Raw genomic sequence first — 26,176 nt, 5'->3', positions numbered from 1 at the left:
GCCGTCAGGCCTTGAAGTAATAGGGCTGGTCGAGATCCTCGATCAGCCCTTTTTCCTTGGGCTCCCAGCCGAGGAGGGCACGCGTCTTCGCGCTCGAGGTCGGAACGTCGACGGCCGCAAACCGCGCGAACCAGCCAAAATGCTGCTCGGCTTCATCAACGGATTTCGAGACCACGGGCACGCCGAGCCGCTTGCCGATCACCTCCGCGATCACCTTGAACGGTACGCCTTCCTCGGCGATGGCGTGATAGCGCCCGGCGCTGGCGCCTTGCTCCAGCGCAAGGCGATAGACGCGCGCGGCATCGACGCGGTGCGCGGCCGGCCAGCGGTTTTGTCCGTTGCCGATATAGGCAGCAGCGCCTTTCTCGCGCGCGATCGCGATCAGGCGCGGGACAAACCCATGGTCGCCCTCGCCATGCGTCGTGGGCGGCAGCCGCACGATGCCGGCGCGGACGCCGCGCTCGCAGAGGTCTTCTGCGGTCGCTTCCGAGATGCGCGGAAAGTGACGGGCCGCCGCATCGTCCTCGGTCGCGAGCCGCCCGGGCGCGAGCAGCGCCACGCCTGAGGTGACGATGAGCGGACGGTCGGAGCCCTTCAGCTCTTCGCCGAGCGCGAGGATGGCACGGCGGTCGAGTTCGCAATTGTCGGCGAACTTCGAGAAGTCGTGGTTGAAGGCGAGGTGAAGCACGCCGTCGGAGGCAGCCGCGCCGCTGCGCAAGGACGCATGGTCCTCCAGCGACCCGCGATGGACCGCGGCGCCGAGCGCCGTGATGGCGGCCGCACCTTCATCGGTCCGGGCAAGGCCAATGACACGGTGGCCGGCGGCGATCAGGTCGCGAACGACGGCGGAGCCGACGAAGCCGGTGGCGCCGGTGACGAATACACGCATGAGCAGTCTCCAAGGGGTTGGTGAGGACGACCATCTGCGCTAGGATTATCCGGGTAAAGTAGTGACGTTATCAGGGTATAATAGCTAACAGGATGAGCGAGACCGCAGCCTCTGAAAACCTGCTCGGGGCCTATCTGAAGGACCGCCGCACCCGGCTCGACGCTGCCGCGTTCGGCTTCGCCGGTCGCCGCAGGCGCACGCCCGGACTGCGGCGCGAGGAGGTGGCGCAGCGTGCCAATATCAGCCCGACCTGGTACACCTGGCTGGAGCAGGGCCGGGGCGGGGCGCCGTCGGCCGATGTGCTCGACCGCATCGCGCGCGCCTTGATGCTGACCGATGTCGAGCGCGAGCATCTGTTCCTGATCGGCCTCGGCCGCCCGCCCGAGGTGCGCTACCAGGCGAGCGAAGGCGTCTCGCCGCGGCTGCAGCGCGTGCTCGACGCGCTCTCATTCAGCCCGGCGCTGGTACGCACCGCGACCTGGGACGTCGTCGCCTGGAATCGCGCCGCCACGGCCGTGCTGACCGACTACAGCACGATCCCGCCGGGACAGCGCAACATCCTGCGCTTCATCTTCTGCGATCCGCGCGTGCGCGCCGCGCAATATGACTGGGACAGTGTCGCGCGCTTCGTGGTGGCGGCATTCCGGGCGGACGCTGCGCGCGCGGGCGCCGTCTCGCATGTCGCCGATTTCGTCGACGAGCTCTGCCGCACCAGTCCGGAATTCGCGGCGCTCTGGCGCGACAACGACGTGCGCCATCACGGCGACGGCACCAAGCGGCTGCGGCATCCCGTTCACGGCACGATGTCGTTCGAATATTCGAGCTTCAACGTCGAGGGCCGCTCCGATCTCAGCATGATCGTCTACAATCCGGCGACGCCTGAAGATGCCGACCGCATCAGGACACTGCTGGCCGCGCGCGCCGACTGACGGAATTTTCGACCTCGCGCGTTTAATCCTCATCTCGGACCTCGAAGGGGTGGGTGTATCGTGGGCAATGCGGCTGTGAATCCGATTGTGGTGCAGGCGGCGGAGCACTTTGCAGCAGGGCGACCGGACCAGGCCGGTGCGCTCTGCGCGGAGGTTCTGAGGGCCGACCCGGATCATGTCCCGGCGCTGCACCTGGCCGCTGTCGCCGCCTTCGTCACCGACCGCGCGGCAGACGGCGCCGCGCTGCTCGGCCGCATCTTCACCGTCGATCCCGAGCACGCGCCGGCACTCGTCACGCTCGGCGACGCGCTGGCGGTAAAGGGCGAGCAGGAGGGGGCGGTGGCGGCGTTCCGGCGCGCGCTGGTGCGGCGGCCCGATGATGCCGGCCTGCACAACAAGCTTGGCGTTTCGCTCGGCGAGCTCGCCCGCTTCGATGAGGCCGAGGCTGCCTACCGCCGCGCGCTGGCGCTCGATGCGCATCTGACGCGAGCCTGCTTCAACCTTGCCATCGCGCTAGCGGAGCAGGGGCGGCTTGCCGAGGCCGAAGAGGCTTATCGCGCCGTCATTGCAAGGGAGCCCACCTATCGCGGCGTCTGGCTCAATCTCGGCAATCTCCTCGTGGACCAGGCGAGGCTCGACGAGGCGGAAGCCGCCTATCGCCGCGCGCTCGACGCAGATCCTGATGATCCCGGGCTGCTCTGCAATCTCGGTGCCGTGCTCTACCGGCAAGGCTTGCTCGAGGACGCCATCATCTCCTACCGCCGCGCCATCGCGTGCGCGCCGGACAATGGTCAGGCGCTGCGCCTGCTCGGCCTCGTGCTGCACGAGGCCGGTCACCTGGACGAGGCGGCCGAGGTCTACCGGCGGAGCTTTGCGCTCGATGCATCGGATCACGTGATTGCCAGCAATCTCGGCGCCTGCCTCTCCGAGCTCGGCGCATTCGACGAGGCGATTGCCGCCTGCGAGCACGCGCTGCTGCTCAAGCCGGATCATGCTCCGGCCTGGACCAATCTCGGCATCGTCTTCGAGAAGCAGGAGCGCGCCGTCGACGCGGTCGCCGCGCATCGCTGCGCGGTTGTGGCCGACCCCGCCTATGCCAAGGGCCACGCCAATCTCGCGGTCGCGCTGCGCAATGCCGGCGAGATCGACGAGGCGCTCATGGTTTCGCATCGTGCGATCGCGCTCGATCCGGAGCAGCCGCTCGCGCAGTACAACCATGCGCATTTCCTGCTGATGAACGGCGATTTTGCCGATGGCTTCGAAGCTTATCGCTGGCGGCGCACATGCAAGACGCTGTCGGACGGCGATCCCTCGTTCGACGAGCCGGAATGGCAGGGCGAGCCGCTGGATGGCCGCACCTTGCTGCTGTTCGCCGAGTATGGCCTAGGCGATGCCCTGCATTTCGTGCGTTATCTGCCGATGGTGGCTGCGCGGGGCGGAAAGATCATTCTCCAGGTTCAGCCCGCGCTCGCCTCGCTGCTGCGGCAGCTGCCCGACGTGACCGTGATCCCGCGTGGCGAAGTGCTGCCGCCGTTCGACCTGCAACTGCCGCTGATGAGCCTGCCGCGGATCTTCGGCACCACGCTCGATACCATTCCTGTCGGTGTTCCGTATCTGCACCCCGATCCCGCGAAATTGGCGCGCTGGCGTGCGGCGCTCGCGGACGTGACGGCGCTGAAGGTCGGTGTGGTCTGGGCCGGAAACCCCAGGCACAAGGGCGACCGGCAGCGCTCGCTGCCCGCCGAGGCCGTGCTGCCGCGCCTCGTGATGCCGGGCGTGCAGCTCTACAGCCTGCAAAAGGAGCCGCGGCCCGGGGATGGCGAGGTGCTGGCGGCGATTGGCAACGACATCGTCGATCTTGCGCCGGCACTCGGCGATTTCGCCGACACCGCAGCAGCGGTGGCGGCACTCGATCTCGTCATCGCCGTCGACACGTCGGTTGCGCATCTTGCCGGCGCGCTCGGCCGGCCGGTGTGGATGCTGACACCTTACGCGCTGGACTGGCGCTGGCTGCGCGACCGCGAGGACAGCCCGTGGTATCCGACCATGCGGCTGTTCCGCCAGCGCGCCCCGCGCGAATGGGATGACCCGCTGCTGCGCCTGTCAGCCGCGCTCGCGATCCTCGCCGCGAACGCCGAAGGCTAGAACCGCTCCGGCCGGTACGGCGTCGGATCGATCGACGGCGTTTCGCCGTTCATCATCTCGGCGAGCAGGCGCCCGGTCGCGGGGCCGAGCGTAAAGCCCTGGTGGCCGTGGCCGAAGTTCATCCAGAGGCCCGGGTGGCGCGGGGCGCGGCCGAGCACCGGCAGCATGTCGGGCGTGCAGGGGCGGGTGCCGAACCACGGGTCAGGCTCGGCGCGCTTGCCGAGATCGATCAGCTCGCGTGCGGACGCTTCGGCGCTGGCGAGCTGCACCGGCGTTGCAAGTGCGTCCGGGCTCGTCAGCTCCGCACCCGTGGTGATGCGGATGCCCTTGGCCATGGGCCCCATGGCATAGCCGTTGCCCTTGTCGATCAGCGGCAGGTCCAGTGACGCGCCGCCGCTGTAATGCATGTGATAGCCGCGCTTGCGCACCAGCGGAATCCGATAGCCGAATTTGTGCAACAGATCCGGCGACCACGGCCCGAGTGTCACGACGACGGTAGCGGCATCGAGGCGCCCCTGATCGGTATTGACCGACCAGCCGGTGGCGGTCTGCTGCAGCGACTGCGCATCACCGAGCACGATGGTGCCGCCGAGGCGCTCGAACAGCTCGGCATAGGCCGTGACCAGCGCGCCGGGATCGGACACGGTCCAGGTGTCGAGCCAATGGATCGCGCCGGGGAGATCGTCGCGCAGGACCGGCTCGGCCTTGGCGAGCTCGCTGCCGGAGAGCACACGAAAGTTCACGCCGAATTCGCGCTGGTCTTCCTCGGCCGCCTCGATCGAGAGATCCAGTGAGGCGGCGTCGCGATACAGCGCCCGATAGCCGGCACGGCGAATGAGATTGTCGGCGTGGGCCTCGCGAATGAGGATGTCGTGCTCGCTTGTTGCGTAAGCGATCAGCCGCGCCCAGGCGTCGATCGCCTCGCGATGCCGCTTCGGTGCCGAATGCCACCAGTAACGGAGCAGGGGCTCGATATGGAGGTGGAGCGACGACAGGCTGTAGCGCACGTCGTTGGTGCGGCCGGTCGCGATCTTCAGGAGCGAGGCGAGGTCGCGCGGCATCGGATACGGCCGTACCGCTTCCGCCTGGATCATCCCGGCATTGCCGTAGCTGGTCTCGCGGCCCGGCTCCCTGCGGTCGACGAGCGTGACGGACCAGCCGCGCTGCCGCAGGTGCAGCGCCGCGCTCACGCCGATCATGCCGCCGCCGAGAACGATCACGCTTTGCATTGGCAGAATGCTCCTGTCAGGCCGGCTGTGGCGCGAGCTTCGGCTGGGCCGTGCTGATGGTTGCCGCGACCACGACGGACAGCGCCGTCATCGCCACGAGGAAGCCGAAGGCGGCATCGAACGATCCGGTTCCGGTCACGATGAAGCCGATGGCGACGGGGGCGACGAAGCCGGCGCTCTGGCCGCCGAGATTGACCATGCCGACGCCGGATCCGATCTGGTCGTCGCGGAGCAGTTTGGTGGGAAGCGCAATCACCGAGGCCAGCACGAAGGATTTGAAGAAGTAGACCAGCGACTGGAAGACGATCAGCATCGTGATCGTCTCCGCCTTGTACATGGCGTAGAGGAAGATGCCGGTCAATGCGGAGCTGCCGATCAGCAGGTATTTTTCGCGCTCGGAGAAGAACGTCGTCATCACCCAGCCGCCCATCGCGGTCGCGATCGTCGCCATCACGAACGGGATCGGCGCCACGACGCCGACGGTCTTGAGGTCGAGCCCGCGTTGCTGGAGCAGGTAGAGCGGCATCCAGGAATCCAGGCCCTTGTTGACGCAGCTGAGGCCGAACCACACCAGCATCAGTTGCCACAGCAGCGGATTCCTCATGAGCTCGCGCATCGGTGCGCGGCTTGCGGCCTTCGCGCTCGCATCGACCTTCTGCGGGCGGCCCAGATAGGGAACGAAGACGAAATAGGCCACCGCGAACACGAGGCCGGCAATGCCGATCGTGTTGAAGGCATGGCGCCAGCCGAGCCAGAGGATCAGCGGCGCCATGATCAGCGGCGCGACCATGCTGCCGGCATAGTTGGACGACAGCAGCAGCCCCGACATCTTCGGCCGGCTGTCCTTCTTGAACACTTCCGCGATGGCGCGGATGCTCGCCGGCGGAAAGCCGCCCTCGGCGATGCCGAAGATGAAACGGATCGCGATCAGCGACGTCAGCGACCACGCAAGACTCGTGAACGCCGTGAACAGCGACCACATCACGATGGTGACGATCACCACGTATTTCGAGCCGAAGCGGTCGGAGAGCCATCCGCCCGGCACCTGCATCGCGGCATAGCCCAGGAAGAACGCACTGATGACGATACCGAGATCGGCGGCCTGGAGGTTGAAGTCCTTGCCGATTTGCGCGAGCGCCAGCGAGATCGCGGCGCGGTCGATATAGGAGATGCAGTAGGCGACGTAGAGCAGGACGAAGGCGATGACGCTGGTTCTTCTCGGCAATTCCGTCATGCTCGTCTCCGTTGCGCCGGCCGCGCAGCCAGGGCTGGTCGGGTCATTCCCAGGTGAGAAAGCCCGGTGCGGCCGACAGCGGCGGCGCTGCGCCGAGCCGTGCCAGATCGGGCACCGGCCGGCACAATTGCGCATCGCTTGCGAACGCAGCCTCGATGCTCGCGGCGACCGAGAGCACGATGGCGTCGCCGCCGCGCGGGCCGACGATCTGGAGACCGAACGGCAGGCCGGCCTCATCGAGGCCGAGCGGAATGCTGATCGCGGGGTGGCCGGGAAGCGTCACGGCGTAAGCGAGTGCGAGCCAGTGGAAATAGGATTTGGTCGGCACGCCGTCGATCTCGGCGGGATAGAGCTCCGACCAGGGCCGTGGGCTCAGCGTGATGGTCGGGCTGATCAGCACGTCGCAAGTTTCGAAGAAGGTCTGGTAGGCACGGTAGATCCGCGTCTGCGTCGTGGCGGCGCGCCCGTGGTCCTCGAGCGTGTAGCTCAGGCCTTCCTCGACATTGGCGCGGACATTGGGACCGAGCATCTCGGGGCGCTCTTTGTAGTTCTTGCCGTGCGTCGCCAGGAACAGGCCGGCCCGCAGAACCGCGAACGCGTCGTCGGCGCCGGTGCAGTCGGGCGTGGCCTCGCGGCTTTCGGCGAACAGCGGCGCGAGCCTGGCCACGCGACTGCGGAATACGCGACGGATCGCCCGCTCGGTCGGTGCGAAGCCGAAGTCTTCGGTGAAAGCCAGACGCAGCTTGCCGAGGTCCGCAGGACGCGGTGCGGCCCAGCGCTCGGCGCGCGCCCGCACGGGCTCGCCGGGCAGCGTGTAGGCCAAGGGATCGCGGGCATCGTCGCTTGCCATCACCGACAGCATCAGCGCGGTGTCGGCGACATTGCGCGCCATCGGCCCGTCGGTCGACAGGTTCGACCAGCCGAAGGCGCGCTTCTCGCTCGCCACGAGGCCGTAGGACGGACGCATGCCGACGATGCCAGAGAAGCCGGCCGGGTTGCGCAGGGAGCCGCCGGTGTCGGAGCCCGAGGCGAGCGGGGCCATGCCACAGGCCAGCGCCACCGCCGAGCCACCGGAGGAGCCGGCCGCCGAGCGCGAGGGATCGAAGGGATTGCCGGTCGCGCCGAACACGGGGTTGCGGGTGTTGCCGCCGGCCGCCCATTCCGGCGTGTTGGTCTTGCCGAAGATGACGGCGCCGGCTGCGCGCAGCCGCGCGACCGAGCCCTGGTCGGCGGCCGGTATATTGTCGCGCAGCAGCGGGCTGCCATAGGTGGAGCGCATCCCGGCGGTGTCCTGGGTGTCCTTGATCAGGACCGGGAGGCCGTGCAGCGCGCCGCGATCCTCGCCGCGCAGGATGGCCGCTTCGGCCGCTTTCGCGGCGGCGCGCGCGCCTGGTACGTCCAGTGTCACGACGGCATTGACGGCGGGATTGACGGTCTCGATGCGGGACAGGCAGGCGTCGAGCAGCTCGACGGGCGAGATCGCCTTGGTGGCCAGCAGGCGGCGCAGCTCAACGGCGCTGGAATCGCAGAGTTCGGGCAATGCCAATCCCTTTCAGATTATGAAAACGATTTAGCATATCGGAAAGTAGAGGTGACGCACCAATATTCGTCAAACCGGAGCCTTTCATGCACAAATGCTGGCATTGCCGCCCAAGCGATCGCCAAATGGGCGTCTCAAGCGGCGTTTTGGCCGAAAAGATTAGACGGATAGACCAACATTGTTTCCGTCATCGTGATAGGCTTGCTGCATGAGCGAGATCACGACGCCCGAAGGGGCCAATTCCCAGCTCGGCCAATGCCTCAAGGCGGCCCGTCAGGCCCGCGGCCTGACGCTGAAACAGGTGGCGGAGCGGACCGGCATGGCGCTCTCAACCCTCTCGAAGGTCGAGAACGGCCTGATGTCGCTGACCTACGACAAGCTGCTCCAGCTCACGTCGGGCCTGAAGATGGAGATCGCCGAGCTGTTCAATCCTGCGGTCGCTGTGCCCGCGCAAGGTCGGCCGGTCACCGCGCGGCGGAGCATCAGCCGGGCCGGGCAGGGGCAGGTGATCAACACGAAATTCTACACCTACACTTATCAATGCACCGACCTGATCGGCAAACGCATGGTGCCGATCGTGGCGGAGGTCCGTGCGCGCTCGCTGGAGGAGTTCGGCCCGTTGCTGCGCCATGGCGGCGAGGAGTATTTCGTGGTGACGAGCGGGCGCGTCGCCGTCCACACCGAGTTCTACGCGCCGGAGATCCTCGGGGTGGGTGATGGCATCTATCTCGACAGCACCATGGGCCATGCCTACCTCAACGCCGGCGAGGCACCGTCAGCAACCGGCGTCTGTCTCTGCACCAGCGAAGCGCCCGATCTCTACGACCAGCTTCGCCAGATCGCCTCGCGCGACGTGACGCCGCTCGGCAACGACGAACTGCCGCCGTAGCGCTTGGGCGAGGTCTGAAACGAAAAACGCCCGGCTTGGCCGGGCGTTTTTTATTCTGTGTCCGACCTTATTCGCCGCCGCCGAAACGGCGGGACCACCAGCCGGCGCGGCGCGGCGCGGCCGGCGTCTCGCTGGCCGCTTCCGGCGCAGGTGCCGGTGCGGGCGGCGCGACCGGTTCGGTCACCTGCGCAACCGGCGTTGCGGCCTCGCTCGCGCTGCTCGACAGGAAGCTCACCTTTTCCCGGACCGTGGAACGGCGCCGCGCGGCCTTGTCGTCGGCAGGCTCTTCGTCTGCCGTTGCGACGGCAGGAGCCGGCTCCGGCTGGGCCGGCGCCTCAGCCTGCACCTCGGCACGCGGTTCGGGCTGCGCGACCTGCGGCTCGGCGGTGTGCTCGGCTTGCGCGATCGAGGGCGAAGCCTCGCCGCCAAAGCCGTCGAAATCAGCCACCGCTTCGGCAGCTTCCGATGGAGACTGGGTGCCGAGTTCGTCGCCGATGGACCCGGCAAGACCTTCCTCGCCGTTACCGCGCCGACGGCGGCCGCCCCTGCGACCACGCCGGCGCCGGCGCTCGCCGCTGCCCTGCTGCTCGCCACCACGGGCTGCCTGTTCCTCGCCTTCCTCGCCGTCCTGTTCGGACTCGGCGTCCTCATCGGTTTCACCGGCGATCATGGCGGGTTCGGGAAGTGTTGGGGCGCTGTCCTCGCGCAGCTCGCCTTCGCGCTGGCCACCGCGGCCGCGCCGGCGACGGCGACGCTTGCGGCGCTGGCCGTCCTGCTCGGGAGCTGCCTCGCCGGCGGCCTGCTCTTCGGCAAGACCTTCGGTCTCCTCGGTCTCGACCTCGGATTCCAGCTCCGGATCGAGCTCCTCGTCCTCATAGACCTCTTCGGCCTGAGGCGGCGGGCTCGCAGCCGCCTGCGCCACGAGCAGCGCCTTGGCGGCTTCCAGCGTGTGCACCTGCTCGCCGCGGTCGATGAGGTAGGCCTGCGGTCCGCTGACGCTCGGGTCGGCGATGACCGCCAGCGTGACCTTGAAGCCGTTTTCGAGATCGCGCAGATGGCCGCGCTTGTGGTTCAGCACGTAGAGCGCGACGTCGGTGCGGGTGCGGACCACCAGATTGTGGGTCGCGCCCTTCATCAGGATCTCTTCGAGGCCGCGCAGCAACTGGAGTGCCACCGAGGACACCGAACGGACATGGCCGGTGCCGCCGCAATGCGGGCAGGGATCGGTCGAGGATTCCAGCACGCTGGCGCGGATGCGCTGGCGCGACATCTCCAAAAGGCCGAAATGCGAGATGCGTCCGACCTGGATGCGCGCGCGATCCTGCCGCAGGCAGTCGGACAGCTTGCGCTCGACCGCGCGGTTGTTGCGCTTCTCGTCCATGTCGATGAAGTCGATGACGATCAGGCCGGCGAGGTCGCGCAGGCGGAGCTGGCGGGCGACCTCTTCGGCCGCCTCCAGATTGGTCTTGAGCGCGGTGTCCTCGATATGGTGCTCGCGCGTCGATCGTCCGGAGTTGACGTCGATCGAGACGAGCGCCTCGGTCTGGTTGATCACGATGTAGCCGCCGGAGCGCAGTTGCACGGTCGGCGAGAACATCGCGTCGAGCTGGCTCTCGACGCCCATCCGCGAGAACAGCGGCTGGCCGTCGCGATACTGCTTCACCGCGCTGACATTGGCGGGCATCAGCATCTTCATGAAGTCGCGCGCCTCGCGGTAGCCGGATTCGCCGGCAACCGAGATCTCGTCGATCTCCTTGTTGTAGAGGTCGCGCAGCGAACGCTTGATCAGCGAGCCTTCTTCATAGACCAGCGTCGGGGCCTGCGACTTCAGCGTGAGGTCGCGCACCGTCTCCCACATCCGGATCAAATATTCGAAGTCGCGCTTGATCTCGGGCTTGGTGCGGGCAGCGCCCGCGGTGCGCAGGATGATGCCCATGCCCTCGGGCACGTCGAGATCCTGCACCACTTCCTTGAGGCGCGAGCGGTCCTGCGCGCTGGTGATCTTGCGGCTGATGCCGCCGCCGCGCGCGGTGTTCGGCATCAAGACGGCGTAACGGCCGGCGAGCGACAGATAGGTCGTCAGCGCTGCGCCCTTGTTGCCGCGCTCTTCCTTGACGACCTGCACCAGCATCACCTGGCGGCGCTTGATGACTTCCTGGATCTTGTACTGGCGGCGCGGACGGAAGGTGCGCTCCGGCACTTCCTCCATCACGTCGTCGCCGCCGACGGATTCGACGACTTCCTCTTCGGCTTCCTCCTCGCCGTCCTCATCGTCCTCGTCGTCGTCCTCGGCCGTCGCGTCGGCTTCGTGATGCGGAGCATCAGTGCTTTCGCCGGCAGCATACACGGCATCAGCCGGTTCAGCGGCGGCGGTTACGGCTTCGGCCAGAGCCTCTGCGTGTGCTTCGGAGGTCGCCTGCTGCGGTTCGGCCTCGGCCACGGGTTCGGCACCAACGGCCGCGACCGGCGCGGGCGTCTCGTCGGCATGATCATGGTCGTGGTGATCGTGTCCGCCGTCATGACCATGGTCATCATGATCGTGGGCGTGATGATGGTCGTCGTGCCCATGCTCATGGTGATCATGATCGTGGTGATCATGTTCGTTGTGATCATGGGCATCCTGCTCGCCGTGATGCTCCGCGTCGGCGTGCAGATGCTCGCCCTCGAGCGGAGCGCCTTCGGCGCTGGCGGCTCTCGGCTCGCCATCGACCGGCTGGGTCGCGGGGTCGGCGCCGGCGTCGAGGCCCTCGACGATGTCGCTGCGGACGCGTTCGCCATGGCCGCGGCGGCGGGCATTGCGGTGGCGCGAGCGGCGGCGGCCGTGCGAGCGGTTCTCGCTCTCTTCCTCGGCCTCGCGATGGGCCTGTTCCTCGGCCTCGATCAGCGCCTGCCGGTCGGCGACCGGGATCTGGTAATAGTCGGGATGGATTTCGCTGAAGGCGAGGAAGCCGTGGCGGTTGCCGCCATATTCGACGAAGGCGGCCTGGAGCGAGGGTTCGACCCGCGTGACCTTGGCGAGGTAGATATTCCCGCGCAGTTGCTTGCGTTGCGCGGTCTCGAAATCAAACTCTTCGACACGATTGCCGCGGACCACGACGACCCGGGTCTCTTCCGGGTGGGTGGCATCGATCAACATCTTGTTGGGCATGTCTTAACTCTTGGCGGCGGCGGGCGCGATTCACGGTGGGCGCGTATCGCGCCGCCGGGTGACGCGACGGTCCACCTGATTCGGGGGTGAGGGGAAGGCCGAAACGCCGTCTCTCGCGCCTTGCCGAACCGGAAGCTTCAGGACCAATGCGGCGCGCGGGATTATCACTCCGCAGCGTCGCGAATGGTCCTTCAGAATTCGTCGGCACAGTCTGGCGCATCAAGCGTCGGCCCGTATGAAACATTGGGCGGCGAGGCCGCCCCTCAATCAGTTGCTGCTGGCCAGGCATGGCGCGAGCGCGCTCGCCTTGGGGATCACGAACCGCTCCCTTGGGGTCAAGGGACCGGGTAATGGGTTGCGTCGCTGTCCGAACCGTCCCGGAAAAGTGGTACCCGGGAACCGTCCGCCGCCGGGGCTTGGCCCGCTCCACCTCGCTGCCGCGCACCGCGCTGGTCTTAGAGGGGAACGGAAAACGCTGGAATTCCCAAACCTTGAGAGTTCCGGCGCTGCACCGGGAGGCTGAATGCGACACAACCGGAAATATCGGCCGTCAGCATTCCGTACATACGAGGAATGGGCCATCCGTGCAAGGGAGCGTCGCACGGCGGTCACAGTCAGCGAGTTTCGTGCGTCTGTCATTAAGGATCGTTTAACCCTGTGGTTCTATTGCGTTAAAAAAGCTGCTCGGAGGCACGGAATCGGTGGCGAGCCGCGCACATCAAAGGGTCTTGCTGGCATGTGCGCTATTGTGCGCCGCAGCGTTGCCATGCGCTGATTCCTCCCGCCTGAGCGCTGCGGAGAGCCAGCCGCAACCCTCTGTTGCGGTAGCGAATTTTCCGATCGCCTCGGCCGCCCGGCTGGCTGGCGACGGCAAGCAGACCCGCTTCATCCTCGACATCGACCAGACCGTCAGCTTCCGCGCCGTGACGCTTGCCGACCCCTATCGGGTGGTGGTGGACGTACCCCAGGTCAATTTTCAGCTGCCAGCGGGCACCGGGTCCGGGGGACGAGGACTGGTCAAGGCCTTCCGCTATGGGCTCGTCATGCCCGGCGGCTCGCGAATCGTGTTCGACCTGACGGGGCCCGCCAAGATCGCCAATTCCTACGTGCTGGAGGCTGCCAACGGGCAGCCGGCCCGGCTCGTGCTCGAGCTGGAGGAGGTCGATCGCACCGCCTTCGCGCCGTCGCTCGCTCCGGAAAATCGTCCCGAGCTGCGGCCGACGATCGCCGAGGCGCCGCCCGCAACGGTTCCCGCGACGGCGACCCCGGACACGGCGCAGAAGGCCGATGGCCGGCCGATCGTCGTGATCGATCCGGGCCATGGCGGCATCGACAACGGCACGCAGTCGAGCGGCGAAAGCGAGAAGAACCTGGTGCTGGCGTTTGGCCTTGCGCTGCGCGACCGGCTGGAAAAGGCCGGCAAATACCGTGTCGTGATGACGCGGAACGATGACACGTTCATCCCGCTCAATGACCGGGTCAGGGTCGCCCGCAACCTCAAGGCCGCGCTGTTCGTCTCGATTCATGCCGACGCGCTGCCGCGTGCCGAGGGCGATGCCCAGGGCGCCACCATCTATACGCTGTCCGACAAGGCCTCCGACGCCGAGGCCCAGCGCCTGGCGGACGCGGAAAACCGCGCCGACGCGATCGCCGGCTTCAATCTCGCCGAGGAGCCGACCGACGTCGCCGATATCCTGATCGATCTGACACAGCGGGAAACCCGCACGTTTTCAAATCGTTTTGCGCATGTGCTGATGGGCGAAATGAAGTCGACGGTGCGGATGCACAAGCATCCCCTGAAATCGGCCGGTTTCCGGGTGCTGAAGGCGCCCGACGTGCCGTCGGTGCTGGTCGAGATCGGCTATGTCTCCAATAAGGGCGATCTCGAGCATCTGGTCTCCGAGGGCTGGCGGTCCAAGGCGGTGGGCTCGATGGCGCAAGCCATTGACGGGTTCCTGGCCAAACGGCTGGCGACCGCGGGATCGTCAAATTGACGACCCCCTGGGGATCGTCGAGTTGACGACCCTGGGATCGTCGAATTGAGAGAATTGAGAAAGGGTTTTTCCGTCCTGCCGCAAAAGCCCTAGTTTGGCCACAGCGGGCGATTTATAAAAACGCCGCAGGGGGTTCCGGAATCGGAGAGAATCCCGCTCGGCAGCGTCTTTAGGCCCGGCCTTGATGTGATTGCGTAGGCCGGTGAATTTGCAACGTGAGGTTGGCGCCAGTGTTGGGTGCCAGTTCTTAGGTCCGATGGGGCTGATACTGGGCTGATCCAGAGTTTGAACGGATAAACAGATAATGCGCTTGCTGGTGCGGTTCATGGGCTTCCTGTTCGCCGCGGGAACGGTGGTGTTCCTTGTCGGTGTCGGGGCCGTGGCAGGCCTGATCTGGCATTTCTCCAAGGACTTGCCTGATTACTCTCAGCTTCAGGATTACGAGCCGCCGGTGATGACGCGTGTGCATGCGGTCGACGGCTCGCTGCTCGGCGAATATGCCAAGGAGCGCCGGCTGTATCTGCCGATCCAGGCGGTGCCGAAGCTCGTGATCAACGCCTTCCTCGCGGCTGAGGACAAGAATTTCTACGAGCATGGCGGCATCGACTACACCGGCATGGCGCGCGCAGGCCTGGTCTATATCCAGAACTACGGCTCCAACCGCCGTCCGCAGGGCGCCTCCACCATCACCCAGCAGGTCGCCAAGAACTTCCTTCTGACTAACGAGGTCTCCTTCGCCCGCAAGATCAAGGAAGCCTTGCTGGCAATGCGGATCGAGAAGACCTATTCGAAGGACAAGATCCTCGAGCTGTATCTGAACGAAATCTATCTCGGCCTTGGCGCCTACGGCATCGCGGCCGCCTCGCTGGTCTATTTCGACAAGTCGGTGAACGAGCTGACGGTGGCGGAAGCCGCTTATCTTGCGGCGCTGCCGAAGATGCCGGCGACCCTGCATCCGGTGCGTAACCGCGACCGCGCCATCGAGCGCCGCAACTACGTGATCGACCGTCTCCAGGAGAACGGCTGGATCAAGCAGGCCGACGCCGAGAAGGCGCGCAAGGAGCCGCTGGCCGTCACCAACCGCTCCAACGGCGCCCACACCTTCGCCGGCGAATATTTCGCCGAGGAAGTCCGCCGCGACATCTTCGAGCGCTACGGCGAGAAGAAGCTCTACGAGGGCGGTCTGTCTGTTCGTACCACGCTCGACCCGAAGATCCAGGTCATGGCGCGCAAGACCATGGTTGCGGGCCTCGTGAACTATGACGAGCAGCAGGGCTATCGCGGCGCCATGAGCAAGCTCGATACGTCCGGCGACTGGGGCGTCAAGCTCGCCGAGATCAAGTCGCTCTCCGACATCTCGCCGTGGCGCATGGCGGTGGTGCTCGAGACCAGCGACCAGTCGGCCCGGATCGGCTTCCAGCCGAGCCGCGAGCTCGGCGGCGCCATCAGCAAGCAGCGCGAGACCGGGCTGATCACGCTCGATGGCATCAAATGGGCCAAGGCGGCTACGGGCGCTGCGAAAGGCAGGGCGGCGACGTCGGTGTCGCAGGTGCTCCAGCCCGGTGACGTCATCTATGCCGATCCGCTCTACAAGGACGGCAACCCGGTCGAGGGCCAGTACCGGCTGCGCCAGATCCCCGAAGTGTCGGGCGCGATGGTGGTGATGGACCCCTGGACCGGCCGCGTGCTCGCGATGGTCGGCGGCTTCTCGTTCGACCAGAGCCAGTTCAACCGCGCCACCCAGGCGTACCGGCAGCCGGGTTCGTCGTTCAAGCCGATCGTCTATTCGGCCGCGCTCGACAACGGCTATACGCCGTCGACCGTGGTGCTCGACGCGCCGATCGAAATCGACCAGGGCCAGGGCGCCGGCGTGTGGCGGCCGGAAAACTTCTCCTCGGGCAAGTTCCAGGGGCCGGTGACGCTGCGCAACGCGCTGCGGCAGTCGCTCAACACCGTGACGGTGCGCCTCGCGCAGGATATCGGCATGCCCCTGATCGGCGAATATGCCCGCCGCTTCGGCGTCTATGACGAACTGCCGAATTATCTGTCCTACGCGCTCGGCGCCGGCGAGACGACGGCGATGCGCATGGTCACGGCCTATTCGATGCTCGCCAATGGCGGCCGCCGCGTGAAGCCGACCTTGATCGACCGTATTCAGGACCGTTACGGCCACACCATCTTCAAGCATGACCAGCGCGAATGCCGCGGCTGCGACGCGCCCGGTGGCTGGAAGAACCAGGCCGAGCCGCAGCTGATCGACCGCCGCGAACAGGTGCTCGATTCCATGACTGCCTATCAGATCACCGAGCTGATGGAAGGCGTGGTCCAGGCCGGCACCGCGACCGTGGTCAAGGAAGTCGGCAAGCCGATCGCAGGCAAGACCGGCACCACCAACGAGGCGAAGGACGCCTGGTTCGTCGGCTTCTCGCCCGACGTCGCGGTCGCCATCTATATGGGCTACGACAAGCCGCGCGCGCTCGGCAAAGGCAACGCCGCAACCGGCGGCCATCTGGCTGCGCCCATCGCGCGTGATTTCCTCAAGCTCGCGCTCGCCGACAAGCCCGCGGTCCCGTTCAAGGTGCCGGCCGGCATCAAGCTCGTGCGCGTCGTCGCCAAGACCGGCATGCGCGCCGGCCCGGGTGAGACCGGCGGAACCATCCTCGAAGCCTTCAAGCCGGGCACGGCGCCGCCGGACAATTATTCGGTCATCGGCGTTGCCGACGCCGACGGCCGCGGCGGCGTGCCGGCGTCGCAACAACAGCAGCCGGATTCCGGCTTCTTCATGCGGCCGGGCACCGGCGGGCTGTACTAAGGCCTAGGACAAGAGGGGCGTTGTTCGCGGCGGCGGTTGCGCTTTGCAGCCGCCGCCGCTACATCCCCATCTCAATTGTACCGCGGAACCAATTCCGCGAGATCAGAGAATGATATGCGCGCCGAAATCGAACGGTTGGTAGAAGAGATCAAGCAGTCAGTCGGGCTGCTGAGGAGGCATCTTTGACGTCGAGAAGTCGACGGCGCGCCTCGCTGAGCTGAACAAGCTCGCAGAAGATCCCAACCTCTGGAACGATCCCCAGAAGGCCCAGAAGCTGATGCAGGAGCGGACCTCGCTGGAGGATTCGCTGTCGGGCATCGGCAAGGTCGAGCAGGAGCTCGAAGACGACATCGGCATGATCGAGCTCGGCGAGGCCGAGGGCGATGACGGCGTCGTCGCCGAGGCCGAAGCCGCGCTGAAGGCCTTGAAGAAGGAAGTCGCGCGGCGCGAGCTCGAGGCGCTGCTGTCGGGCGAAGCCGACCGCTTCGATTCCTATCTCGAGGTCCATGCCGGCGCCGGCGGCACCGAGAGCCAGGACTGGGCCCAGATGCTGTTGCGCATGTACACGCGCTGGGCGGAGACGCACGGCTTCAAGGTCGAGTATCTCGAAGAGTCCGAAGGCGAAGAAGCCGGCATCAAGTCGGCGACGATCCAGGTGTCCGGGCACAACGCCTATGGCTGGCTGAAGACCGAGGCGGGCGTGCATCGCCTCGTGCGGATCTCGCCGTTCGATTCCAACGCGCGGCGGCACACGTCTTTCTCCAGCGTGCAGGTGTTTCCGGTCATCGACGACAGCATCAAGATCGACATCAAGGAATCCGACGTCCGCGTCGACACCATGCGGTCGGGCGGCGCCGGCGGCCAGCACGTCAACAAGACCGAATCTGCGGTGCGCCTGACGCATATTCCGACCGGCGTCGCCGTGGTCTGCCAGGCCGGCCGTTCCCAGCACAAGAACCGGGCGCAGGCCTGGGACATGCTGCGCGCCCGTCTTTATGAAATCGAGCTGAAGAAGCGCGAGGAGAAGGCCGCCGCCGACCAGGCCGCCAAGACCGATATCGGCTGGGGCCACCAGATCCGCTCCTACGTGCTACAGCCCTATCAGATGGTGAAGGATCTGCGCACGGGCGTGCAGACCTCCGACACCTCGGGCGTGCTCAACGGCGAACTCGACGACTTCATGGCCGCGACGCTGGCGCAGCGCGCCTTCGGTACTCCCGGCGCCGACATCGAGGACGTCGATTAGCATGCCCCGCGTCGCCTTCATCGGGCTTGGGCGGATGGGCCACGGCATGGCCGGCCGCTATCTCGATGCGGGCTTCACGGTGACGCTGTGGAATCGCAGCAGGTCCAAGGCCGAGGACCTGATCGCGCGCGGCGCGCAATGGGCGACCTCGCCGGAGGATGCTGCGATCGATGCCGATGCGGTCGTGACCATGGTCGCCGATGACGAGGCCTCGCGCGCGGTCTGGCTCGGACCTGAGGGCGCGGCCAAGACGGCCAAGGCCGGGACCATCGCGATCGAATGCTCGACCGTTTCCTATGACCACGCGCGCGAGATGGGCCGTGAGCTCAACGCGCGCGGGTTGATCTACATCGACTGCCCCGTGACGGGATTGCCGGATGCTGCAGCCGCGGGAAAGCTGACGCTGCTCGTCGGCGCCGATGCAGCCGATCTCGAACGCGCGCAGCCCTATCTCGAACCGATCGGCTCGACCATCCGCCATTTCGGCGCGGTCGGATCCGGCACGGTCTACAAGCTCATCAACAATCTGATGGGTGCGATCCAGATCGCCGGGCTCGCCGAGGGCCTTGCGATCGCCGAGCAGGCCGGGCTCGACATGAATCTCGTGCTGGACTCGATCCAGGCTGGCGTGGCCGCGAGCCCGCAGGTGCAGCGTCACTCCAGGCGCATGGTTGCCCGCGATTTTTCCGGCGCGACCTTCACCTCGGCACTGCGGCACAAGGATGCCGCCTATGCCGTCAGGCTCGCCGAAAGCCTGCTGGCCGACAAGCCGCTCGTCTCCCGCGCTGCGGTGGAGGCCTACGCGCAAGCGAAGGCCGCGATGCCCGATGACGATGAGGGCAAGATGATCGAGCTGGTGTCGCGGCCGAAGACCTCGTAGCTGGGGCGAGTGCAGATGGGGCAGCCTCGTTCGGAACGCGGTCTCGGCATTGCCCTCGTCACCGCTGCCGCGATTGCGTGGAGTACCGCGCCGTTCTTCACCCGGCTGCTGCCGTTCGATCCCTGGACCATCCTGTTCTGGCGCGGCCTGTTCGCAGGCGGCCTGATCAGTGTGTTTCTCGTCGTGATGCAGGGCCGCGCCGCGCTGTGGCAGTTGGTGGCACCGGGCCGCGGCGGCCTGCTCGTGGCCTCGTTGTCCACCATCGGCATGGTCGCGTTCATCCCCGCGCTTCAGATGACCAAGGTGATGAACGTCGCGGTGCTGATCGTTACGCAACCGTTAGTTGCGGCGGGGCTGGCATGGTTGTGGCTCGGTGAAGCCGCGACCTGGCGAACCCTGATCGCGAGCCTCGTCGCGTTTGCCGGCGTGGCCATCACCGTCGGCGGCATCAAAGCGGGCGCCGATATCAGCGGCGTGGCCCTGAGCTGTCTCATGGTGCTCGCCATCTCGGCCATGACGGTCGTCGTTCGGCATCACAGAGAGACGTCGATGGTGGCGGCGGCTGCGCTCTCGAATTTCCTCGGAAGCCTCGTTAGCCTGCCGTTCGCCCAAGACATCGCCCACGTCAGCGGCAACAACCTTGCGATCCTCGCGATGTTCGGCTGCCTCCAGGTCGCGCTCGGCCTCACCTTCTACATGCTCGGATCGCGCCTGCTGCCCTCGGGGCAGGCCTCCCTGATCGCGACGCTGGAGACCCCGCTGATGGCATTCTGGATATGGGTCGCTTTCCGTGAGGTGCCGGCCGTCCACGCGCTGATCGGCGGAGCGCTGGTGATCGGGGCAGTGATTGCCGATATTGCGGGGGATGCGCGCAAGCGCGGATCCTCCTGAGCAGTGTCTTCTCGGAAATCGGGTGGCAAAGCGCATCGCGCCGTATTAGGCGGAGGGCAACTGCCGATGCGAGGCGCCATGCCCCCGAATGAAAACCGGATCGACGCGCGAGACTGGTCGCTGCTCGCTGTGCTCTCGGTGCTGTGGGGCGGCTCGTTCTTCTTCAATGGCGCGGCCTTGCGGGAATTGCCGCCGCTGACGCTGGTGTTCTTGCGTGTCGCGCTCGGCGCGGCCATGCTGCTGCCGCTGCTGCGCATGCAGGGGATCAGCTTTCCCATGGGGGTTGCAGGCTGGAAGGCGTTCGTCGCGATCGGGCTATTGAACAACGTCATCCCGTTCTCGCTGATCGTGTTCGGCCAGACCTTCATCCCGAGTGGCCTCGCCTCGATCCTGAATGCCACCACGCCGCTGTTCACGGTCATCGTCATGGCGATGGCGGGCGAGGAGGCCTTGCAGATGCGGCGGGTCGCCGGCGTGGTTCTGGGCGTCGTCGGCGTGGTGATCCTGCGCGGATGGGGCATCGAGACGAGGCCGGGGCAGGAGTTCGGCATTCTGCTGTGCCTCGGCGGGGCGCTCAGCTATGGCTTTGCGGCGCTGGCGGCGCGGCGGCTGTTGAAGGACTCAGCTCCGCTGGGAACGGCGACCTTCCAGCTGATGGCCTCGACGGTGATGATGGCGGTCGTCGCCGGCATGGTGGAGCAGCCGTGGCGTCTTCCGGTGCCGGGCCTCACGACATGGCTCGCGGTGCTTGGCCTTGCCGCGCTGTCGACGGCGCTGGCCTACATCGTCTTCTTTCAGATCCTGCGTCGCTCAGGCGCAACCAATGTCATGCTGGTGACTCTGCTCATTCCCGTCACCGCGATCCTGCTGGGATGGCTGGTGCTGGGCGAGCCGATCGCCATGCGCGAGATCGCGGGCGCGATCGTCATTGGCAGTGCGTTGCTCGTGATCGACGGGCGCGCACTCAGGACGTTGCAGCGCGCCGCGTAAGCTCCCGACCGATTTCGTCGGAACGGCAGCTCTAGCCTTCGCCTTCAGGACCATGCCGCCGGCGACGCCGACGCCCAGCACATACATCCAGCCCTCGTGGAAATCGAACAGATGCGAGTTCAATAGCGAGCTCGCGAAATTCTGCACGACGACCGCCAAGCCGATCCAGGCGGCAAGGCCTTCGCCCAGGAACAGGCGAAGATGGGCGAACCACATGACGTAGAGCAGGACGACGCCCAGCAGGCCCCATTGCATGGCGACGTTGAGGGTCTGGTTGTGCGGGTTGCTGACGACCTCCGCGTCGAGGCGGTTCTCGCCGGTGGCGGCGCGCTCGAACTGTCGCTTGATCGAACCGGTGCCGTGGCCGAGCAGAGGTGCCTCGGCAAACGACCCGATCGCCTTGCGCCAATAGGTCAGCCGCTGCGCGGTCGAGGCGCGGCTCAGGTCCTCACGGCCGTGACGGTATTCGACGGCGATATCGGTGATGCGCTGGCGTAGATAAGATGATGTCGTCCAGGCCAGTGCGCTGGCGGCGACGGCGCTCACGAGCAGGATCAGCGCGGCGCGTCGATTCAGGTGCCGCCAGGCGAACAGGCCCAGCAGGACCGCAATGCAGAGCAGGGCCGTGCGGGCCGAGGCCACGAACACCATGTTGGCGGCGAAGAGCAGGATCAATGCCAGGCAGGCCGCTGTCGCAATCACGCTTCCGCCGCGCCAGAAGGTGAGCGCGGGCAGCGCGAGTGCAAAGGCGCAGAGCGTGAACTCCTGGCTCTGGTCGATGTAGTTCTTGACGGGAACGCCGGCCGAAGCTGTCGCGGCGATCTTCCAGGCGGGATTGAGCAGGACGATCCAGGAGAACAGAGCAAGCAACGTGCAGGAGACGAGGAAAGCCAGGCAAACCTGGAAGCCGCGCTCCGATCGGCTGAAGTGATAGAGCAGCGGCGGAATGAGCACGAGCTTTGCGACCGGCTTGATCGCATGCAGCCGGTCCTGCCAGGCGCCGTCCGACCACAGCGCGCCGAGCAGTGCGAGCAGCAGCAGTGCGAACGGCAGGGCAAACGCGGGCCGTGTGAGCTCGCGCGCATAATCGCGCCAGTCGATGGTCGGCGTGACCGCCAGCAGCCAGAGCCCGATGAAGATCGACGGCGCCGTGGTCGACCACGGCAGCGATGCCGCGACCAGGATGACCAGCACATCGGCCACCCGGCCCAGCACCGCTGAATGGCGCAGGCTCTGCCATCGGCCGCGCCCGCCTTGCGGATCGGGCGCATCAGGCCATGTCGCGGATTGCGCGGTCATCCTTACGATGCGAGTTGTGCGGTGACGAGGCTTTCCGCGCGCACCATACGTCCGAGGAAGTCGCGGGCCTGGGTCTCGTAGCCGAAGCGTTCGGCAAGCTCGTGGCGCTTCGCGCGGATCTTGCCGCGCCACTCCTCCTGCCGTGTCAGCACACGGGTGACGGAGGCAGCGATCGCCTCGGTCGAGAACGGGTCGAAATAGTCGGCGAGCTCGCCCGCGACCTCGCGGAACACGGCGATATCCGAGCACAGCACCGGCGTGTTCGCGGCCAGCGCCTCGATGATCGGCACGCCGAAGCCTTCGGCAAGGCTCGGCATGATCAGGCCATGCGCCTCCGCGATCAGGGCGGCCTTTTCGTGCTCGTCGACGTAGCCGGCGAAGCGGACGTTCGGCGGGAGTTTGCGCATCCGGCTGGTCTCGCCGGCATAGCCGATCACGACGAGATCGGCCTGGGGCACGTTGCGGAAGGCACGGATGACGGCCGCGACGTTCTTGCGCGGCTCGTTCGAGACGATGACGACAAAGCTCGGCCGCCCCGGACGCCCCGACGGGGCTGGAAGGTGCAGGACATCCGGGGCGTCGAACCGGGTGCGGGGATACACGACCCGCGCCGGTAGGTGCGCAAATTGCGGCAACAGTTCCCTGAACCGCATCATGCTATAGTTTGAAACGAAGGCGAGCTCGTCGGCCTGACGCAGGCTGGTGCGGATTCGCGCCAGGAACTGCCGCGTGGCGATGTCGCTGAGCTTGAGGTCGGTGAGCGGCAACAGGTCGTGGACGACGCAGATCACCTTGGCGCCGGGCTTGCGCGTGATCGCCACCCGTGTCGGGGTGTCCACGACGATGACGTCGTAGTCGCGCGCGTCGATCCGCGGCGGTGGCAGCAGGAAGAAGGCCGAGGAGTCCTGATAGTTGAAGAAGCCGGGCTCGAGCTGAAAGTCGCCGAACAGTTCGAGGTGGCTCAGATCCGGTGGAATGTATTCGAGCGCGGCCGGCCGGTTCTCGATCAGCCGTGCGTCGAGGCCACGCAAGCCGATCGCCCGCAGGAGGCAGAGGACGTTGTCCCGGGACAGCAACATGCCGGCCCTGTGGCGGAGCCAGTCGAACTTGCGGCGTGTGCCGCTGAGCGTCATCGGCCCGCTCACGTTGACTTCGTCGAGGAAGCGATAGAGCGCAAGCAGCTCGATGTTGCGCGCCGGCGCCGTGAACAGCTTTGTGCGACGCTCGCGCCGGCACAGCTTGCGGTAGCGCTTCGAGATCTCCACCAGCAGCGTGAGTTCGTGTCCTTCCGAGGCGAGCGAACGGACCAATTCACGGGTGAAATGAAAGATGCCGCGCTTGTGATTGGGTTGTCCGAGCGACTCGGAGACGACGAGGATGTTCTGTTTCATGCACGTTTCTCGCGAAGCTCAAAGGTGTGTGTGACCGGCGGCTCGACCGTCACGGTCGAGGCGATGCAGCCGTGATCCAGATTGATGATGCTGGTGCAGGTGCGGCGCAGCAGCGGCTGGTCGTGCGAGGCGATGATCACGATCGCCGCCTGCGACACGAGGTTCAACAGTCGTTCCTGTGCCTTCTCCGCGAAGTGCTCGTCGACCACGCTGAGCCATTCGTCGAGCAGGAGGATGTCGGCCGGAAACGCGGTGGCGGTCGCAAACAGCACCCGCATCAGCATGCCCGAGGAGAACATCCGCAGGGGCAGCCGCTGCATGCGTGTCTCGAGCTCGGTGAAGGCCCAGATCTCGTCGATCACGCTGCGGGTCGGCTTGCGGCCGCTGATCCGCAGCAACAGCGCGATATTGTCCTCCGCCACGAAATCCAGGTTGACGCCGGCGTTGAGGCCGAGCAGGGGCACGATGTTGCCCTGGACCGAGATGCTGCCGCTGCTCGGCGGATAGACGCCGGCGATCAGCCGCAGCAGCGTCGACTTGCCGGAGCCGTTGGGGCCGGCAAGCCCGATGCGGGCGCCGGCTTCTGCCTCGATCGTGACGTTATCGATGGCGCGGATGATCCGCGTCTCGCCCGGCTCGCGGATGATGTGCCCGAGCAGCCGCCGCTTCAGCGAGTAGTCGTAGGCGCCGTAGAGCGGATAGTCGAGACAGATGTTGCGAAGGCTGATCGAGACCATGCGTCAGATCCAGAATGCGGCTTTGCGCAGATGGACCAGGGTCAGGACACTCGCAACGATCAGGAGCACCAGCGCGACCAGGACGTAGACGATGCTGACGGGATCGACATGGCCGCCCGCCAGCGGCTCGCGCCACACCGCGAACAGATGCGTCAACGGATTGAGCCGCATCACCGTCGAGTGGTGGTTGATCATGTCCGTCGACCAGATCACCGGCGAGGCGAGAAAGGCGAGCATCAAGGTGGATTCGATGATCGGCTTGAGGTCGCGATAGCGCGTTGCCATGGCGCCGAGGACGAGGCTGAGGGCGAAGGTGCAGGCCACGAAGAGGAGGAGGCCGGGCAGCGCCGCCAGCGCGTGGGAGAGGTCATGCGGCGACAGGACGAGCCACAGCGCCAGCGGCACGCAGGCGTTATGGAGTGCGAACAGGCCCTGACGGAACGTGCACTGCAGCAGGAAGATGACCGGCGGCAGCGCCCGGTCGCGGATCAGGCCCGCGGAGTTCTGGAGCGCCGTGGTCGCATCCAGCACCACGCTGTTGAGGAAGGTCCAGGCTGTCATCGAGAGCGCCAGCATCGGCAGGCGCGCCAGCATGCTGCCGTTCGACATCTGGCCGATCACCGAGCCCAGCACCACGACCACGATCGCCATCTGCAGCGACATCCAGAACGGGCCGAGCAGCGATCGGACGTAGCGGTGCCGCATGTCGGACCAGGCGAGTGCCGCCGCGATCCGGACGGTGTCCAGCCAGCCGGTCGCCTGCGTCGGCTCGGAGATCGCCGATCGCGCCTCGCTCGGGGTGGCGATCGCCTCGCGGTAGACGGTCTCCATGCCCTGCTTGAAGGCTGTGGCCGAATAGCGGGTGTGGGCGCGCGTGCGCGCCGCAAGCCCCATGCGGCGGCGCCGCTCGGGGTCGCGGATCAGGGTGTCGATCGCCTCGCCCAGCTTCTCGGCATCGCCGGGCGGCACGGTGATGGCCTCCATGCCGTGGCGGGCGACGCGCGGTACCGCGGTGTCGAGCGCCGTGTTCACGACCGGGCGGCCGGCGGCCATGGCCTCGAGCTGGACGAGGCCGAACGTCTCGGCATTGGTCACTGACGGCATTACGAAGACGTCGGCCAGGCACATCAGCTTGACGCGCTCGCAATCGTTGACCGAGCCCAGCAGGCGGACGCGGTCACCGAGGCCGAGCTCTTGGATCAGCTGCTCGAGCCGTGGACGCTCGGCGCCCTCGCCGATGATCCAGGTCTCGAAATTGTGCGCGGCTGCGGCGCGGATCAGGACGTCGAAGCCCTTGTAGGGCACGAGCCGGCCGCAGGCGAGCACGAGGCGGCCGCGGTCGTTGACGTGGTGCGGCTCGATCTTCGAGCAGTCGTAGCGCGAGGTGTCGATGCCGAACGGCACGACGCGGCATTTGTCCTCGAATTCGCGCAAGAGCGGCGTGTTGTCCACCAGCACGTGGTCCGAGACGATGATCGCCTTGGCGCGGCGCAGCGTTCGTCGCATCAGCGGTTCGATGAACCAGCGCAGGCCGGCATGGGTGACGATGTCGGCGTGCCAGTGCACCACCAGCGGCCGCCTGGCGCCGAATCCGAAGGCGAAGACCAGGTCGGCGAGCGGGAAGGGGGCGTGGAGCGCGAGCAGATCATGCTCGGCGATCTTGCGCCAGAGACGCCAGGGATAGGCGGGGGCCGCGGGCAGCGACAGCACGTTGCCGAACGAGCGCACGCGCTCGACCGGCACGCCGTCGACGACGATCTCGCGCCGCTCGGCCGATTGCGAACAGGTCAGCACGGCGGAGGCGAAAGCGTCCTTCAGGCTCGCGCAGATGTCGCGGATCACCGTCAGCGTGCCGCCGAACAGGTCGGGATAGTAGATCTTGAAGATGTGCAGCACCGACGGACGGCGCGGAGTTTTGTTGATGTGATGCATC

17 protein-coding genes and 1 pseudogene are annotated in these 26,176 nt (G+C 66.5%); 9 read left to right on the top strand and 9 right to left on the bottom strand.

The genetic code is table 11. The annotated features are described in order from the left end of the window. Window positions 1-4 precede the first annotated feature (4 nt). Window positions 5-889, bottom strand: a complete 885-nt coding sequence (locus tag AC1RUR_RS24185) for an SDR family oxidoreductase (RefSeq protein WP_492848574.1) — start codon at window positions 887-889, stop codon at window positions 5-7. 92 nt (window positions 890-981) lie between these two features. On the opposite strand from AC1RUR_RS24185, the gene AC1RUR_RS24180 reads away from it, so the two are divergent. Continuing rightward, window positions 982-1,818, top strand: coding sequence for a helix-turn-helix transcriptional regulator (locus AC1RUR_RS24180; RefSeq protein ID WP_492848571.1), 837 nt, complete (start codon window positions 982-984; stop codon window positions 1,816-1,818). 75 nt (window positions 1,819-1,893) lie between these two features. After that, the gene (locus AC1RUR_RS24175) at window positions 1,894-3,963 is read left to right on the top strand and encodes a tetratricopeptide repeat protein (protein WP_492848569.1); all 2,070 of its coding nucleotides are present in this window, start codon (window positions 1,894-1,896) and stop codon (window positions 3,961-3,963) included. Here the strand turns inward: AC1RUR_RS24175 and AC1RUR_RS24170 are convergent. From AC1RUR_RS24170 to AC1RUR_RS24160, 3 genes are read right to left on the bottom strand one after another with little or no spacing between them, the layout of a single operon-like run. After that, window positions 3,960-5,192, bottom strand: coding sequence for an NAD(P)/FAD-dependent oxidoreductase (locus AC1RUR_RS24170; protein WP_492848567.1), 1,233 nt, complete (start codon window positions 5,190-5,192; stop codon window positions 3,960-3,962). The two genes, AC1RUR_RS24175 and AC1RUR_RS24170, sit on opposite strands and share 4 nt — an antisense overlap. A 16-nt stretch (window positions 5,193-5,208) precedes the next feature. Then, window positions 5,209-6,426 carry an MFS transporter gene (locus AC1RUR_RS24165; RefSeq protein WP_492848565.1) on the bottom strand — a complete coding sequence of 406 codons (1,218 nt, stop codon included), beginning with the start codon at window positions 6,424-6,426 and terminating at the stop codon, window positions 5,209-5,211. A gap of 43 nt (window positions 6,427-6,469) precedes the next feature. Next, a complete protein-coding gene (locus AC1RUR_RS24160; RefSeq protein ID WP_492848563.1) occupies window positions 6,470-7,966 on the bottom strand; it encodes an amidase in 1,497 nt (498 codons plus the stop codon). Between the two features lie 208 nt (window positions 7,967-8,174). On the opposite strand from AC1RUR_RS24160, the gene AC1RUR_RS24155 reads away from it, so the two are divergent. Further along, window positions 8,175-8,855 carry a helix-turn-helix domain-containing protein gene (locus tag AC1RUR_RS24155; RefSeq protein ID WP_492848561.1) on the top strand — a complete coding sequence of 227 codons (681 nt, stop codon included), beginning with the start codon at window positions 8,175-8,177 and terminating at the stop codon, window positions 8,853-8,855. Window positions 8,856-8,922: 67 nt separating this feature from the next. Here AC1RUR_RS24155 and AC1RUR_RS24150 read toward each other — a convergent pair whose 3' ends face one another. Beyond that, complete coding sequence (locus AC1RUR_RS24150) at window positions 8,923-12,003, bottom strand: Rne/Rng family ribonuclease (RefSeq protein WP_492848559.1); 3,081 nt, start codon at window positions 12,001-12,003, stop codon at window positions 8,923-8,925. A 701-nt stretch (window positions 12,004-12,704) separates the two neighbouring features. Between AC1RUR_RS24150 and AC1RUR_RS24145 the strand changes: the two genes are divergently transcribed. The 6 genes from AC1RUR_RS24145 to AC1RUR_RS24120 all read left to right on the top strand — a co-directional run bounded on the left by AC1RUR_RS24145 (window position 12,705) and on the right by AC1RUR_RS24120 (window position 20,816). Continuing rightward, on the top strand, window positions 12,705-13,997 hold the full coding sequence (locus AC1RUR_RS24145; protein ID WP_492848557.1) for an N-acetylmuramoyl-L-alanine amidase: 1,293 nt from the start codon (window positions 12,705-12,707) through the stop codon (window positions 13,995-13,997). Between the two features lie 304 nt (window positions 13,998-14,301). Then, window positions 14,302-16,809: a penicillin-binding protein 1A gene (locus AC1RUR_RS24140; protein ID WP_492848555.1), complete on the top strand. Its 2,508-nt coding sequence runs from the start codon at window positions 14,302-14,304 to the stop codon at window positions 16,807-16,809. Between the two features lie 114 nt (window positions 16,810-16,923). After that, window positions 16,924-18,055, top strand: a protein-coding gene (prfB, locus tag AC1RUR_RS24135; RefSeq protein ID WP_492848553.1) for a peptide chain release factor 2 whose coding sequence is annotated in 2 segments (ribosomal slippage) — window positions 16,924-16,992 and window positions 16,994-18,055 — 1,131 coding nt in all. Because the reading frame shifts where the segments join, the coding sequence is not laid out codon by codon here. Window position 18,056: 1 nt separating this feature from the next. Then, window positions 18,057-18,935, top strand: a complete 879-nt coding sequence (locus tag AC1RUR_RS24130) for an NAD(P)-dependent oxidoreductase (protein WP_492848551.1) — start codon at window positions 18,057-18,059, stop codon at window positions 18,933-18,935. Window positions 18,936-18,950: 15 nt separating this feature from the next. After that, window positions 18,951-19,826, top strand: coding sequence for a DMT family transporter (locus AC1RUR_RS24125; RefSeq protein WP_492848549.1), 876 nt, complete (start codon window positions 18,951-18,953; stop codon window positions 19,824-19,826). 78 nt (window positions 19,827-19,904) lie between these two features. Then, a complete protein-coding gene (locus tag AC1RUR_RS24120) occupies window positions 19,905-20,816 on the top strand; it encodes a DMT family transporter (RefSeq protein WP_492848547.1) in 912 nt (303 codons plus the stop codon). Between the two features lie 234 nt (window positions 20,817-21,050). On the opposite strand, the pseudogene AC1RUR_RS24115 reads toward AC1RUR_RS24120, so the two are convergent. The 4 genes and pseudogenes from AC1RUR_RS24115 to AC1RUR_RS24100 form a co-directional block, all read right to left on the bottom strand. Further along, window positions 21,051-22,115 (bottom strand): annotated as a pseudogene (locus AC1RUR_RS24115) (O-antigen ligase family protein); the annotation flags it as partial. 2 nt (window positions 22,116-22,117) lie between these two features. Next, complete coding sequence (locus AC1RUR_RS24110) at window positions 22,118-23,506, bottom strand: glycosyltransferase family 4 protein (RefSeq protein WP_492848545.1); 1,389 nt, start codon at window positions 23,504-23,506, stop codon at window positions 22,118-22,120. Beyond that, complete coding sequence (locus AC1RUR_RS24105) at window positions 23,503-24,243, bottom strand: ABC transporter ATP-binding protein (protein ID WP_492848543.1); 741 nt, start codon at window positions 24,241-24,243, stop codon at window positions 23,503-23,505. Before AC1RUR_RS24105 ends, AC1RUR_RS24110 begins: the two co-directional genes overlap by 4 nt. Window positions 24,244-24,246: 3 nt before the next feature. Further along, window positions 24,247-26,175 carry a glycosyltransferase gene (locus AC1RUR_RS24100; RefSeq protein ID WP_492848665.1) on the bottom strand — a complete coding sequence of 643 codons (1,929 nt, stop codon included), beginning with the start codon at window positions 26,173-26,175 and terminating at the stop codon, window positions 24,247-24,249. Window position 26,176: the final 1 nt, after the last annotated feature.

This window comes from Bradyrhizobium sp. GW821-FHT12B03 (genome assembly GCF_058807535.1).
The sequence above is the reverse complement of the archived record's forward strand: the minus strand, read 5'-3'. Positions and strand labels throughout refer to the sequence as shown.